We start from the raw sequence: 14,421 nt of genomic DNA on the forward strand, positions 1-14,421 counted from the left end.
CAGTTTAGTCCCCAGCTGTTATACTTCTCTCATGTCATACACACCGCGGCACGCTAAGCCGTCCCTTTCCAAGCGCCGCCTCGGTGTGGTTGCCGGAGCCGCCGCATTGACGACGACTCTGTTCGGCGGGCCTGACGCCCACGCCCAAGATGCCGGCCTTGATGGGTTTATCGCCCAGGTCAACGCGACGTTCCAGGACGCGGCACAGCGCCACGACGCGTCCGCGCGTGAGGGTGCGTGGGGTTTGCGCGCCGCGATGTACCAGCAGGCGGACGGCCTTGCGACGGTCAACCCGGCCCTGCCCGCGCAGGCGAAGGCTGCCGTTGACCAAGCCGTGGAAGCAGCTTTCCCCGGTTTGATCGCTCAGCGCACCGCGCCTGAGCCCGCCGCTCAGGCAGCCCCCGCGGCGGAAGCCGCGCCGGCCGAGCAAGCGGCGCCGGCCTTCGATTACGGTCCCTGCCCCCGCGACGCCAAGGCGTGCATCGATATCGACGGCCGGAGGTCCTGGCTGCAAAATGACGGGCAGGTGTACCACCAGGCCGCGGCGATTGGGCCTGGGCGCGCCGGATACGAAACCCCGCGCGGGACGTTCTACGTCAACCGCAAGGTCAAGGACGAGATCTCCTACGAGTTCAACAATGCCCCGATGCCATACGCGACGTACTTCACGAACAACGGCATCGCGTTCCACGAAGGCGACCCGTCGATTCTCTCCCATGGGTGCATCCGCATGTACCGCGCGGATGCGCAGCGCTACTTCGACGACCTGCAGGTTGGCGATAAGGTCTTCGTGTACTAGCCAGTCTCGGTTCATACCCCGCTTCCGGCGCCAATGCGTCGCGAGCGGGGTTTGTGTTTGCGCAGGTGGCGGGCTAAGCTGTCAAGTTGGCGTTGTGGAGCCGGATTCAAACCGGCTCGGTGGCGTCGTGTAGCAATCGCGAAAATACGTCAAGTACCAGCATGAATGGTGCTTTAGGAAGTGGAGTGCATGGCAAAAGAAGGCGCAATTGAGGTCGAGGGTCGCATCGTCGAGCCCTTGAAGAACGCGATGTTCCGTGTCGAGCTCGACAACGGGCACGAAGTCCTCGCCCACATCAGCGGCAAGATGCGCCAGCACTACATCCGCATTCTCCCGGAAGACCGCGTCATCGTGGAGCTGTCTCCTTACGACCTCGACCGCGGACGTATTACCTACCGCTACAAGTAAATAACGTAAGCCTCCCTTCCCAAGCGCACCTCAGGTGCGTCGTCAACCTCTGGCCGCGGTGGCCGGAGCCGCGCGCAACCACGACCCATCATCCGGCGAGGACCGGGTAAAGCGTCGCTTGGCGTGGACGGGTGGGGAGAAAACCACCGTAACAACCAGAAAGGCACGTACCTCATGGCACGTCTCGCTGGTGTTGATCTGCCGCGCAACAAGCGCATGGAGATCGCACTTACCTACATCTACGGAATCGGCGCCACCCGTTCCAAGGAACTGCTCGCCAAGACGGGCATCTCTCCTGACCTGCGCACCGATAACTTGACCGACGACCAGCTGGCGGCGCTGCGCGACGCCATTGAGTCCTCCTACACCGTGGAGGGCGATCTGCGCCGCGAGGTGCAGGCGGACATTCGTCGCAAGATCGAAATCGGTTCCTACCAGGGTCTGCGCCACCGCCGCGGCCTGCCCGTTCGTGGGCAGCGCACGAAGACGAACGCGCGTACCCGTAAGGGCCCGAAGAAGACCATCGCAGGAAAGAAGAAGTAACACATGCCCCCTAAGACTCGTTCCGGCGCGCGCCGTGGTGGACGTCGCGTCGTCAAGAAGAATGTGGCTAACGGCCACGCGTACATCAAGTCCACCTTCAACAACACGATCGTCTCGATCACCGATCCGAGCGGTGCCGTGATCTCGTGGGCCTCCTCCGGACACGTGGGTTTCAAGGGCTCCCGCAAGTCCACCCCGTTTGCCGCGCAGATGGCTGCGGAAAACGCCGCCCGCAAGGCGATGGACCACGGCATGAAGAAGGTCGACGTGTTTGTCAAGGGCCCGGGCTCTGGCCGCGAGACCGCTATCCGTTCGCTCCAGGCCGCCGGCCTCGAGGTGTCCTCGATCTCCGACGTCACGCCGCAGCCTTTCAACGGCTGCCGCCCGCCGAAGCGTCGTCGCGTTTAAGGCAGAAAGGAAAAGAGGTAAAACACCATGGCTCGTTATACTGGCCCTGCTACCCGTAAGTCCCGTCGCCTCCGCGTCGACCTCGTCGGCGGTGACATGTCCTTCGAGCGTCGCCCCTACCCCCCGGGGCAGGCTGGCCGCGCTCGGATCAAGGAATCTGAGTACCTCCTCCAGCTGCAGGAGAAGCAGAAAGCTCGCTTCACCTACGGCGTGATGGAAAAGCAGTTCCGCCGTTACTACGAGGAGGCCAACCGCCTCTCTGGTAAGACCGGTGATAACCTGCTGGTTCTGCTGGAGTCTCGCCTGGACAATGTCGTCTACCGCGCAGGTCTTGCGCGGACCCGCCGCCAGGCACGCCAGCTTGTGTCCCACGGCCACTTCACCATCAACGGCAAGAAGACCAACGTGCCGTCCCACCGCGTGTCCCGCTACGACATCATCGACGTGCGCGAGAAGTCCCGCAACATGCTGTGGTTCGAAGAGGCCCAGGAAAACCTGACCGACTCCGTTGTCCCGGGGTGGCTGCAGGTTGTCCCCGAAACCCTGCGCATCCTCGTGCACCAGTTGCCCGAGCGCGCTCAGATCGACGTTCCGCTGCAGGAGCAGCTCATCGTCGAGCTTTACTCGAAGTAGTCCGACTGCTTCCGCCGCGTTTCCGGCGCGGCACACCTTCACCAAGTCAGTTCCACCGGCATCAAATAGTGGTTGCCGTTAAAGGAGAAGTTCATGCTCATCTCGCAGCGCCCGCAGCTCACCGAGGAATACATCGACACCAACCGCTCGAAGTTCGTCATCGAGCCGCTCGAGCCTGGTTTCGGCTATACCCTTGGCAACTCCCTGCGTCGCACGCTGCTGTCGTCCATTCCGGGCGCGGCAGTGACCTCGATCAAGATCGATGGTGTGCTCCACGAGTTCACCACCATCAACGGGATCAAGGAAAACGTCTCGGAGATCGTCCTCAACGTCAAGGGACTCGTGTTGTCCTCGGACTCGGATGAGCCGGTTGTGATGTACCTGTCCAAGGAGGGCCCGGGTGTCGTCACCGCGGGTGACATTGAAGCACCGGCCGGTGTAGAGATTCACAACCCGGATCTCGTCATCGCTTCCCTCAACGAGCAGGCGCGCCTCGAGATGGAGCTCGTCGTCGAGCGCGGCCGCGGGTACGTCCCCGCGGTCACCAACTCCGGCGGAGAGGTCGGCCGCATTCCGGTTGACCAGATCTACTCCCCGGTGACCCGCGTGGCCTACAAGGTCGAGGCGACCCGTGTCGAGCAGCGCACCGACTTCGATCGGCTGATCATTGACGTGGAGACGAAGAACTCCATGTCCGCCCGCGACGCCCTTGCTTCTGCCGGATCGACTCTGGTCGAGCTCTTCGGCCTCGCGCGCGAACTCAACACCGCGGCCGAGGGCATCGAGATCGGCCCGTCGCCCCAGGAGACGGAATACATCGCCGCCTACAACCTGCCGATCGAGGACCTGAACTTCTCCGTCCGCTCCTACAACTGCCTGAAGCGGCAGGAGATCCACACCGTTGGCGAGCTCGCCGAGTGCACGGAAAGCGATCTGCTTGATATCCGTAACTTCGGCCAGAAGTCCATCAACGAGGTCAAGATCAAGCTTGCTTCTCTGGGGCTGACCCTGAAGGATGCGCCGGAAGATTTCGACCCGACCCAGATTGAAGGCTACGACGCCGAGACTGGTGACTACGTCGACCGCAGCGGGGAAGAGACCGAGTAACAACCCCGAGCACGCGCTCAATCAACCGCATACGAGGAGAACAACATGCCTACCCCGAAGAAGGGTGCCCGCCTCGGAGGGTCCGCAAGCCACCAGAAGCACATCGTTTCTAACCTGGCTCAGTCCCTGTTCGAGCACGGAGCAATCAAGACGACCGAGGCTAAGGCCAAGGTCCTGCGCCCCTACGCCGAGAAGCTCATCACCAAGGCGAAGAAGGGCACGCTGGCTGACCGCCGCGCCGTCGCCGCTGAGCTGCCGAGCAAGGAGATCGTTGCGCACCTGTTCAACGATCTCGCCCCGCAGTTCGCCAACCGCGATGGTGGCTACACTCGCACCATCAAGCTGGAGAACCGTGCCGGCGACAACGCCCCGATGGTTCAGATCTCCCTTGTTCTCGAGGAGACCGTGACCTCCGAGGCCACACGCGCAGCGCGCGTCGCAGCATCCCGCGAAGCTGAGCCCGCCGAGCCCGCCGAGCCTGCCGAAGAAGCTTCCACGGAAGAGTCTGAGCAGTCCTAGCCCCGGTTCGCCGGTCACACCCCGCCTACGTGCCGATGCACGAGGGCGGGGTGTGCTCGTCTGGGGGCATTGCTAGGGTTAGCCGGGTGACCTCGCAGCCCGCCACCCCAGCGCCCGACATGGCGCGACTGCGCCTCGACATCGCCTACGACGGTTCCGGTTTTCACGGCTGGGCCCGCCAGCGCCCGGCGCCGGATGGCAGCGCCACCCGAACAGTTCAGGAAACGCTGGAGACGGCGCTAGCGCTTGTTCTGCGCACCGAGGTGGGCCTCACGGTCGCCGGGCGCACGGACGCTGGCGTTCACGCCTCGGGCCAGGTCGCGCACGTCGATGTGCCACGGGTGAGCCTGCAGCAGCGCTCTATTGACGGGGACCCCGGGCGCTTAGTGCGTCGCTTAGCCAAGCTCTTGCCCGAAGATATCCGAGTCTTCGCGGTCACCGAGGTGCCGCCGCTTTTCGACGCGCGGTTTTCCGCGCTCGAGAGGACGTACGCCTATCGGGTCACGACGCACCCGGGTGGGGCGCTGCCCATGCGGCGGAGCGACACTGCGACGTGGGGCAAGCCCGTCGACCTTGCCCGCATGCAAAACGCGGCGGATCTATTGCTCGGTCTCAACGACTTTGCCGCGTTTTGCAGGGCCCGCCCGCACGCGACGACGGTGCGGCAGCTGCGTCACTTGAGGTGGGCGGAGGCGTCGACAAGCGAGGAGCCCGAGCTCTATATTGCGCGCGTCACGGCCGACGCTTTTTGCTGGAATATGGTCCGAGCGTTGGTGGCCACCTGCCTGATAGTCGGGGAGGGGCGTCGGGACGAGGACTGGGTGAGTACGCTGCTGACGTTGCGGGAGCGCTCGGCACAGGTGCCGCTAGCCCCGGCGCGCGGGTTGACGCTGACCGGTGTTGCCTACCCGCCCGAACAAGACCTCGCGGCGCGTTCCGCACAAACCCGCGCGCGGCGGGGGTCGATTGGCTGAGCTGGCGCTGGGGCGCACCGTGCCTGAAAGCACCGTGTCTGAAAGGAATGCGGCTGTGGGGAATGAATATAGTTCGAGAGATACGTACGCGCGTGAGAGAGGAACAGGTAGCGGATAATGGTCCTGGCGGGAACGGTGCTGGTTGCCCTCCTCGTGTTTTTTCTCCCCGGGTTTGCCGTTTCATGGGCGGCCGGTTTGAAGGTGCCCGTTGCCGCCGCCGCGGCGCTGCCCGTCACCTTCGGTGTGGTCGGGTTCAGCGCGTGGATGTGGGGTGCGGTTGACGCGCCTTTCGGGTGGTTCACCTTTGGTATCACTCTGGCTCTTGCGCTTGGGGTGGCCCTCGGCGTGCGTTGGCTGTTCAACCGGCGCGCGAGGGAGGATAAAAACACGTCGCGCTGGCGCGGTTCCTTGTCGGACCCGTACTGGGTCCTCCCCGCCGCGGGAGTGGTCGTGGGTGCATGGATGCTCATCTACGACAAAATGACGTGGCTGGTGTCGATGCCACTGGGGGTTAATAACATCGTCCAGGGATGGGACTCCCAGTGGCATGCCAACGCAGTGCGCTTCATCATGACGGAGCACGTGGCGTCGGCAACGCGGATGGGGGAGCTGCACAACATCGAGAGCCATGCGCCGATGCTCTACCCCTCCGCGTTCCACGCCACGACGGCGCTGTTCGCCCAGGCCGCGGGGTATGACCCGATCCCAGCTGTCAACATCGCCAGCATTGTCTTTCCCGGGGTGGCGCTGCCCGTCACTATGGCGTGCCTCGTCTTTGCCATTCTCCGTTCCAGGGGAGTGACCGCCCAGATCGGCGCAGCGCTGGCAGCGGTGTCGATTTACGTCGCCCCGCCCCTGTGGGTGGCAGACAGCGTGGGAATCTGGCCGTACCTGTCGGCGGTTTCCGTGGTGGGCATCGTGATCTGGCTCTTCTGCACGGTCCCGGCGCACCCCGTCAGGGCGTTTCCCGCAGCGTTAGCGTTCCTGGGAATCCTCGAGGTGCACCCCGCTGTAGCGACGTACGTGGTGCTGGCGGTGGCCCTGTTCTGGGTGACCAGCCTGCTGATTAAGCCGGCACGAGGTAGGCTACGCGACCTTCTGTGGCTCGCCGTGGCGTCGGGCGTTGGCGGCGTGTTGTTCCTGCCTCAGGCGCTCTTCGCGTCCGCCCAGGCGGAGGAGGTTTCGAGCTGGCGAACCCCAGAGGACGCTGGCGTGACGGATCCTTGGAAGGTGGTTCTCACACTGACGACGCGCCACGTCGACTCCTTCTTCCCAGGCTTCGACCCCGCCATCGTTCTCTGGTTGGCGGGTTTCGGTGCCCTGGTGGCACTGCTGTGGCGGGGCCAGGTGTGGGCGGTGATCTTCTACGTCGTGTCTGCGGCCGCGACGGTGTGCGCCCTTGTACCTATTGGCGGGTGGTTCGGAGATATCCTCGCCACGATCGGCGGGTTCCACTACAACACCGCGCACCGCCTAGTGCAGCCGGTGGCAATGGTGACCTTCGCCTCGGCATCGATTGGCGTGGCCGCGATGATCCGCCTCCTCACCTTGGCGCCGCTTGCCGCCCGACGCGGTAAGGCGGGGTGGACGAGGGCGTCGACAAGCGTGTCTGCGATCGTGGCCGTCCTGGCGGGCGCGGGTGTGAGCGTGTGGGCGGAGACGACGGCGCGCGCGGGTGCGGAGGCGGCGTTTAGCGAACCGCGCAGCGGCGACCGCATGGTCAACGAGAATGACCTGCGGGCCTTCGACTGGCTCGCCGCGCAACCCGTTGCGTGGGAGGGCTACACCTTCGGTGAGCCCGCCGACGGGTACTCGTGGGCGTACGCCTACAACGGGTTGCCGACGATTTCGCGGCACTACATGTCGGCGATGGGTGGGCGCGGATCCGCGACGGACACGGCGTATTGGCACTCGGATTACCTCGGAAACGGCAGGCGCGGCGACGCGGACGCGCAAAACGTCACCGATACCGCCCTAAAAGACCTGAACGTGAAGTTCTACCTGCTCAGCCCCGGGACGATCTGGGAGTTCCAGTACGAGAGGTATGGCCAGCTCAAAGGGCTGTGGACGTCCCCTGGGGTCACGCCCGTCTACCGCAAGGGCACCACGGTTATCTTCGCCGTCAACTCGCAATTCACCGACACGGAGTTGCGCGCTTTGCGTCGTAGCGCCCGCGAGGCGGGCTCGGACGACATCCCGGTTCTCACACCGGCCGCACGTACTAACGCAGCGGGCGCGGAGTGAGCGCGGCTGCGGTAGGTTAAGGGCGCACGGGGGATTCATGAGGGGGGATGGTCCGTGAGCACTACACCGCAGCGTCCGAGACGACTCTTGCCCACCACGCGGCCTCAGGTGTCGGGTCACCGCTTCATGCGCCGCCGCGTCGAGCACGGCCTGCTCTTCGGCGACATACGGATGATCCACGACCCGCTCGCCTCGCGCCACCGCGCGATGCTCTTCAGCGGGGTGGCCGTTGCGCTGATCGCAGCGGTCGCCGGACTCTTCGCCTGGTTGCGCCCGAACCCGGATCCCGGTGACGCCAGCATCCTCCGCGACATGCAGGGCAACCTGCTCGTCCGCGTGGGGGACCGGGTGCATCCCGTGACAAACCTGACCTCGGCTCGGCTCATCGCTGGGGCGCCCGACGAGCCCGCCCGCGTGGGCGACGCAGTGCTGGCAACCCTCCCGCGCGGGGTCCCGATAGGCATCCCGAGCGCACCCTCGCTTTTTGCACCCGCCGACAGTCCTGCTTCCTCGTGGTCCGCCTGCGAGCTCGCCGGCACCGTCACAGTCATCGCGGGGTACCCCTCGCAGTCGCTTGACGACGCCACCGCGGTCCTCGCCACCGCCGGCGGCAAGGAGTGGCTGATCACTCGCGCCGGGCGTGCCGAGCTGCCCGACGCGCAGACACCGCAGGGGCGGGTGCTGCGCCGCGGGTTAGGGATTGACTCGGCGACTCCGCGCTGGTCGCCCCCGGCCCAGCTGCTTTGGGCACTGGAGGAGCAACCGCCGCTGGCCTTTCCCGCCGACCTCCCCGAGGTGGTGGACAGCGACGGGCAGGCCTGGGCGCTCAACGCCACTGGCGGGATCCAGCCCGTGACGCCTCTCCAGGCGGAGCTCCTCGTGAACGCGGGGGCGCTCGAGCGGCGGGTCGAGCGTGCGGAGCTCTCCACGTACGCGGACGCCGACCCGCCCTTGGATGTGAGGTTGCCAGCGCTGCGCCCGGTATTCCTCGACCCGGGCTCCCAGGCGCTCTGCGCGACGCAGGACGGGGGTGCGTCCACGATGAGTGTTTCAGGGGGCACCGCGGGAGCCATTGAACTTTCGGGCCGGGCAACGGCAACCCGCTTTATCGGATTGCAACTCGGCGCGGTCGGGGTTGACACGGGACACGGGTACCACGTGGTGTCCGCGCAGGGACTGCGGCACGAGGTGCCGGACCGCGACACCTTAACGGTGGTTGGGGCGGTCCACGTAGAAGAAGTCCCTTGGGAGATTATCGCCCTGCTGCCCGAGGGGGAGGCCCTCAGCGCGAAGGCGGCGGGAACGGCCCTGTACTGACGAGCGGGCGCACCACAACAGGCCCGCTAGGGCCGCCATAACAACAGCGGCGCCGCGGCTGCGCGCAAGGGCGGGGCTGGTTGCCGCTTCGTTCTGCGCGACGCTGAGCGGGGCGCGGGAGGGCTGCGGGTCCGGCTGCGTCTGTGTCACTACGGCAAGTGGATCGACGGCGCCGCCGGCGGGTTCCGCAGCTGCGATGACCCGCGCGCGAACCTCGGCGGGAGTAAGCGTTGGGTTGCGTTGAAGAAGTAGTGCCACCGACCCAGTGACAACGGGGGCGGCGAAACTCGTGCCGCTGAATGGCTGGGTGGTGTCTCGGTCAGTCGCGCGACCGGAGGCGAACCCGGATCCGCCCCACGACACGCCCGCCTGTACCGAGCCGGGGGCCGACAACGGCGTGCCCCCTGTTTCCGATGCGACCGAGTAGCTCGCTACGGAATGGCTGTCCTCGCGCGCGCCGACTGCCAGGACCGTGGGTGCGTGGGCGGGCAGGACGCGCCAGCCCTGGCGGCACGTCGGTGTTTCATTCCCGGCTGCGGAAATGACGATCGCTCCTGTTTCTTCGGCGCGGCGGAGGACGTCGTCAAGCGGGCGTGTATCCAATCGAGCCGCATCGCGGGGATCGAGGCACGATACGACAGAGATGTTAATGACTCGGGCGCCTCGGTCGAGGGCGTCGCCGATGGCGTCGGCAAGTGAGCTGAGGCTGCCGGCGGAGTCGATGGAGCGGTAATGCTGCGACGTTTGGCGGATGGAGAGGAGCTCGACGTCGGGCGCGATGCCGAGCGTGGCACTGGCGATGATCCCGGCGACCACGGTTCCGTGGCCGTCGCAATCGAGAAGCGGGTTGGGTGCGCCGGGGGAGACGAAGTCCGCGCCTGGGCTCACGTGGGCGAACTCGGGGTTGGGGGCCACGCCCGTATCGATCACGGCCACCCGGACCCCGGCTCCCGTGGCGAAGCGACGCACCTGCGCAACGTCCTGCGGCGTTGCTGGGGTGCCCGTGGCGGGTTCCGGAGCCACGCACGGGATGTCCTGCGCCCGTGCGGCGGGGCAGACGAGGGAGGCGCTCAGCGCCCCAACGACGGCGGCGTAGCGGAGGGCGCGCACTTACATTCCCCTGATCAGGGCAAACCCGCCGGCAACGTGGACCACCACTGGGAGCGAAGCGATAATCGCGACCGTCTCCAATCGCTCTAGCCACACGACCGTGGTTGGTTCTAACTCCGGAATTCGAGACGCCCACAGCACCGTGGTTGCCGTAACGGCGCAGACAATGAGCGCCACAACCAGCGCGGCCGTCGAGGACGATACGGCGGCCACGACCCCGCAGCTGAGTACGCCAGTGAGAGCGATCGCGGTCAACGCCAACCGCGGCCCGGTGTCGTGGTGCCGAGCGCCATGGAGGACAAGGGCTCCTGCGACGCACAGACTGAGAACGATGGCCCACGCGTTGCCCGAACGGGCGAGGGACAACAGGGCGGGGATCATGATCGCGGCTGCCCCGAAGTTGATGCCGGTCAGCAGCACGCGGGCTCGACGGCTGCGGGTTTCTGCATCAGCGAGGTAACCGTCGGTGGTACTTAGCTCCTCACCGGCGGTAGGGATACGCGGGACCCGCAGGCCGGCTGCGCGCGTCGCGATTCCGGGTGCGGCAGCGACCACGATGAGCCCCGTGAGGACGGCCACCGCCGCGGGCGACGACGAGGATGGCAGGAAACCCCCGGCGCGCGTCGCCGCGGCCAGCAAGAGCCCTAGGGAGACAGTGAACGAGGCCGCGGCGAGCGAGTCGTAGGCCAGCGACAGCACGCAACCGGCGAGCGTGCCCACGGCCAGCGTTCCGGCCGCCGCGAGGGCACCCAAGGCGGGGTCCCGCGCATCGATCCACGCACTGGGAGGCCCCGCCACCCACGCACCGCACGCGGCTGCCGCGGTGAGCGTGCCGAGGTGAAACAACGCCCGGGACCTTGACACCAGGCTGAGTAGCAACATCAGAGCCCCGGCCGCCGCCATGGCAGCAGGGGGGCCGAGGAGCGGAAACAAGGCGAATCCCGCCGCCACGCACCCCACCGCTGACGCCGCGGTGCCAAGCCCAGGCACAAAGGTTTCCTCCCCGGCTGTGCTGGCCAGTGACTCGGCCGCGTCTCGTACGACAGGTGGGTCCACGGGCTCGTGGGGGCGCAACACCACGATGCTGCCGTCCCTGAGTTTGAGCTGGTAGAGAGGGGTGTGTAGATCCAACAGTGCACCCCCGGCGGTCGTCGCCTGCCACGGCCGGTGAACACGAGGAAGATCGACGAAGCGCGCGATCTCGGGCAGCACTTCGGCGAACGTGGAGGACGTCGGCAGCGTCAGGTCTACGTCGCGGTGGAGCGAGACGGCGTCGATGCGGACAGTTACTCGTACGATGTGGTGCGCCGACGTGGCAACCAAAGCAAACCCCCGAAGTGTGTCATCAATGCGGCGCCGGACCCCCTCGCCGCGCGCGAGTTTTCATTATTGCTTAGGATTCTGGGCACGTCCACAGCACGGCCTCGGGGTGAGCCGGTGCGTTGAAAACAGGGGGGAGTGTCGTCATGCTCGGGTCGGACCATAATGCGGTCTTGCTTCCGGTGCCGCCGTATTCGGAGGAACCCCCTCCGCTGCCATCGGGGGTGCTAACGGCCGAAGCAGTCCCGCCGGCGCACAGGGACACACCGCAGCCCGTTCTCAAGCTTCTGCTGCCGGTCGTGATGCTGGTGGCAGTGGGCGCGGTGGTGGCGATCATTGCGATGTCGGGACGCGGGGTCAGTCCGATGATGATGATCTTCCCGCTCACCATGGTCTTCGGCGTGCTCATGATGCTTAACCCGCCGGAGAAAAGTGGTGACGGTGATGAACCACGGCGCACCTTCTTGCGCCACCTTGATGCGCTGGCGAACCTCGCGCGGACCAATGCCGCCGCGCAGCGGGAACACGCGGTCCACTACCATCCCGATCCCCACTTCCTTCTCACCGCGACACCCACTTCGCGAGTATGGGAGCGAGGGGCGGATGAACCTCGGGCGGGGGAGGTCCGGCTGGGTACCGGGTCGACAGCGTTGTGTACGCCCATCGAGGTGGGTGACCCGGGCTCCCCGGAAGACCTCGACCCGGTGTGCGCAGTGAGTCTGCGGCGTACGGTCGCTGCGGTGAGTACCGTGCCGGGAATGCCGATAGTCGTGCAGCTCGGGGCGTTCCCGTTGATTACCCTGGCTGGCCCGTCCGCGGTGGGCGTTGCGCGCTCCGTTCTGGTGCAGCTGGCCTTCTTCCACGGGCCCGAAACGGTGGGCATAATCAACGGGTACGGCGGGCCGTCGTTTAGCTGGCTGAAGTGGCTGCCGCACACGCGCGACCCTGAGTCGGCCGCATTGACAGTCATGCTTGTCGACGCCACCGGCACCCACGCGGGGACCGCCGGACGGGGGGCCGATTGCGTCGTCGTCGTCAGCGAGGACCCTCACTACTTTATCGACGACGACGCGCTCCACCTCGTCTGCACAGACTCCGTCAGCGCAGTCACGGAGGCGGGCGTGGAATACCTCGGCACGCCTGATGACGTGTGCCACGCGGAGGTCGAGTTGATCGCTCGCCACCTCGCGTTTTACCGTCGGCCGTCGCCAACGGGTAGCAATCTGCGCGGGGATGGTCTGCTGGGCCTGTTGGGTTTTGGCGACATCGAGGAGCTCGCGCCCGAAGTGATGTGGGAGGGGCGAGAGGGCACGCGGCAGTTTCTCACCGTCCCGATCGGGGCATCCCCCGCTGGTAACCCGGTTCACCTCGACCTCAAGGAATCGGCCCACGGCGGAATGGGCCCCCACGGGTTGTGCATTGGGGCGACAGGGTCGGGCAAATCTGAGCTTGGTTTGTGGCTACGATAGGTGTCATGCCCTTTCGCGCTGCCATCTACGCCCGTATCAGCCTCGACCGTAAAGAAGAAGCTGGTGTCCAGCGGCAGGTCCACCTTGCAAGCAAGCAGGCTGAAGCCGACGAGGCCTGCGTGGTCGCTGAATACGTCGATAACAACGTCTCTGCCTTTTCCGGCGAATTCCGGCCTGAGTATGACAAGCTGCTCAAATCTGTTCAGGCTGGGGAGTTGGACATCATATACGTCTACGCACTGGACAGACTGACCCGCCGCACCAAAGATACGTTGGCACTCTTCGAGCTGTGTGAAAAACACGGTGTGAAAATCAAGGCCAACCGGGGCTACGGTATCGACCCTCAAGACCCCGCATCGCGGCTGACCATTGTGATTCTTGGACTTATTGCTGAGCAGGAATCTATTGACCGCGCTGCTCGCATACGTGCTGCTTATGAAGACCGCGCTCGCACAGGCAGGCCCAAGACTGGTGGGTTTCGCATGTTTGGATACGAGGTCGACGGGGTCACAATCCGCGAAGACGAAGCCCAGGCCATTCTCGATGCCGCTAAAATGATTATCTCTGGCAAAGCACTCCGTGAGGCATGTCGTGAGATTTTCCACCCCCGTGGTCTAGAGACCACGCGAGGGAATCCTATGAACGCCTATACGCTGCGTGACATCCTGCTCAACCCTCGTGTTCGTGGCATTTCTACTTTCCAACCGACCAATCCCGAGACAGGGACCCGACTCAAGCGTGACCGCCAGGTCATTGGCCCCGGCAGTTGGCCAGCCATCATCGACTCCGCAACCGGTGAAAAGCTGGACGCCGTGCTCAATGATCCTGCGCGTCGGAAAAATCACGCGGGTACCGCGCCGACTAAGTTCCTAGCGTCCGTTTTGACTTGCACCTGCGGCGACCCGATGTATTCCCGGTCTCGCCAGTGGGGCGGCAAAAGTAAGAAGTTCTACTCTTGCAAGCGCTCTAAGACCGGTGCTCAACACGTCTCCATCGGTGATGAGGTCGATGACCTCGTCCAAAAGGTCATCCTTGCGCGTATGGCAAAACCCGATGCTGTCGAGGTCGTCCGCCAGGCGCTCGCGCCTGAAGATGAAGACCTATCTGAAAAGATGAAGGATTTGTTCACCGAGCGTACCGCGTTGCTTGCCCGTCGAGAAGAAGTGGAAGAACAGGTTGCCAGTGGCGATGTGGATGTCACGGTATTCGCCCGTGTTGAGGCGAAGATCGCTGACAAGCTGGCCAGCATCGATAGCCAGCTCAACACCATGACGTCAAGCATGGGGGTTGACCCACTAACTACTGAGATAACCGACGGTGTGGATTTCGGCGAATGGTGGGAGGGCGCCAGTGTCGAAGACAAGCGCAGGCTGACCAAGTTGCTCATGGAGATCCATATTTTGCCTGGCAAGCTCGGTGCGAAGAAGTTCGATCCAACACGTGTAAAAATCACCTGGAAGTCTTGACTGTCCGTAATCGTTAATGCTAGAATTACGGTACATATTGTTTTATGGACACCTATTGCGGTCGTTTACCGCCTGGGCTTGACTAGTTCACGCTGCCACCTATC

The 14,421-nt window shown here is 64.9% G+C and carries 14 protein-coding genes; 12 read left to right on the plus strand and 2 right to left on the minus strand.

Translation table 11 applies throughout. From position 1 onward, the window contains the following. Nucleotides 1–31: 31 nt before the first annotated feature. The 10 genes from CAPI_RS01515 to eccB all read left to right on the plus strand — a co-directional run bounded on the left by CAPI_RS01515 (nucleotide 32) and on the right by eccB (nucleotide 8,952). A complete protein-coding gene (locus tag CAPI_RS01515; protein ID WP_018017507.1) occupies nucleotides 32–799 on the plus strand; it encodes a L,D-transpeptidase in 768 nt (255 codons plus the stop codon). A gap of 189 nt (nucleotides 800–988) precedes the next feature. Further along, nucleotides 989–1,207 (plus strand): translation initiation factor IF-1, encoded by a 219-nt coding sequence (gene infA / locus CAPI_RS01520; protein ID WP_018017508.1) that lies wholly within the window; start codon nucleotides 989–991, stop codon nucleotides 1,205–1,207. Between the two features lie 174 nt (nucleotides 1,208–1,381). Beyond that, nucleotides 1,382–1,750 carry a 30S ribosomal protein S13 gene (rpsM, locus tag CAPI_RS01525; RefSeq protein WP_026157126.1) on the plus strand — a complete coding sequence of 123 codons (369 nt, stop codon included), beginning with the start codon at nucleotides 1,382–1,384 and terminating at the stop codon, nucleotides 1,748–1,750. A gap of 3 nt (nucleotides 1,751–1,753) precedes the next feature. Further along, nucleotides 1,754–2,158 (plus strand): 30S ribosomal protein S11, encoded by a 405-nt coding sequence (rpsK, locus tag CAPI_RS01530; RefSeq protein ID WP_018017510.1) that lies wholly within the window; start codon nucleotides 1,754–1,756, stop codon nucleotides 2,156–2,158. A gap of 27 nt (nucleotides 2,159–2,185) precedes the next feature. Then, nucleotides 2,186–2,791, plus strand: coding sequence for a 30S ribosomal protein S4 (rpsD, locus tag CAPI_RS01535; protein ID WP_018017511.1), 606 nt, complete (start codon nucleotides 2,186–2,188; stop codon nucleotides 2,789–2,791). Nucleotides 2,792–2,884: 93 nt separating this feature from the next. Further along, complete coding sequence (locus CAPI_RS01540; protein ID WP_018017512.1) at nucleotides 2,885–3,898, plus strand: DNA-directed RNA polymerase subunit alpha; 1,014 nt, start codon at nucleotides 2,885–2,887, stop codon at nucleotides 3,896–3,898. 45 nt (nucleotides 3,899–3,943) lie between these two features. Beyond that, a complete protein-coding gene (gene rplQ, locus CAPI_RS01545; protein ID WP_018017513.1) occupies nucleotides 3,944–4,417 on the plus strand; it encodes a 50S ribosomal protein L17 in 474 nt (157 codons plus the stop codon). Between the two features lie 119 nt (nucleotides 4,418–4,536). Beyond that, nucleotides 4,537–5,391 (plus strand): tRNA pseudouridine(38-40) synthase TruA, encoded by an 855-nt coding sequence (gene truA / locus CAPI_RS01550; RefSeq protein ID WP_026157127.1) that lies wholly within the window; start codon nucleotides 4,537–4,539, stop codon nucleotides 5,389–5,391. Nucleotides 5,392–5,508: 117 nt separating this feature from the next. Further along, the gene (locus CAPI_RS01555) at nucleotides 5,509–7,635 is read left to right on the plus strand and encodes a DUF6541 family protein (RefSeq protein ID WP_018017515.1); all 2,127 of its coding nucleotides are present in this window, start codon (nucleotides 5,509–5,511) and stop codon (nucleotides 7,633–7,635) included. 54 nt (nucleotides 7,636–7,689) lie between these two features. Beyond that, the gene (gene eccB, locus CAPI_RS01560) at nucleotides 7,690–8,952 is read left to right on the plus strand and encodes a type VII secretion protein EccB (RefSeq protein WP_026157128.1); all 1,263 of its coding nucleotides are present in this window, start codon (nucleotides 7,690–7,692) and stop codon (nucleotides 8,950–8,952) included. Here the strand turns inward: eccB and CAPI_RS01565 are convergent. Continuing rightward, nucleotides 8,842–10,062: a S8 family serine peptidase gene (locus CAPI_RS01565; RefSeq protein ID WP_083893914.1), complete on the minus strand. Its 1,221-nt coding sequence runs from the start codon at nucleotides 10,060–10,062 to the stop codon at nucleotides 8,842–8,844. The two genes, eccB and CAPI_RS01565, sit on opposite strands and share 111 nt — an antisense overlap. Further along, nucleotides 10,063–11,385, minus strand: coding sequence for a type VII secretion integral membrane protein EccD (gene eccD, locus CAPI_RS01570; protein ID WP_018017519.1), 1,323 nt, complete (start codon nucleotides 11,383–11,385; stop codon nucleotides 10,063–10,065). It abuts the gene before it with no gap. A 143-nt stretch (nucleotides 11,386–11,528) separates the two neighbouring features. Between eccD and CAPI_RS01575 the strand changes: the two genes are divergently transcribed. Together CAPI_RS01575 and CAPI_RS01580 are read left to right on the plus strand one after the other, a co-directional pair. Beyond that, complete coding sequence (locus tag CAPI_RS01575; protein WP_018017520.1) at nucleotides 11,529–12,851, plus strand: hypothetical protein; 1,323 nt, start codon at nucleotides 11,529–11,531, stop codon at nucleotides 12,849–12,851. Between the two features lie 5 nt (nucleotides 12,852–12,856). Beyond that, nucleotides 12,857–14,317, plus strand: coding sequence for a recombinase family protein (locus CAPI_RS01580; RefSeq protein ID WP_018017521.1), 1,461 nt, complete (start codon nucleotides 12,857–12,859; stop codon nucleotides 14,315–14,317). Nucleotides 14,318–14,421 lie beyond the last annotated feature (104 nt).

Source organism: Corynebacterium capitovis DSM 44611, from assembly GCF_030440535.1.
GTDB classification, from domain to species: Bacteria; Actinomycetota; Actinomycetes; order Mycobacteriales; family Mycobacteriaceae; genus Corynebacterium; species Corynebacterium capitovis.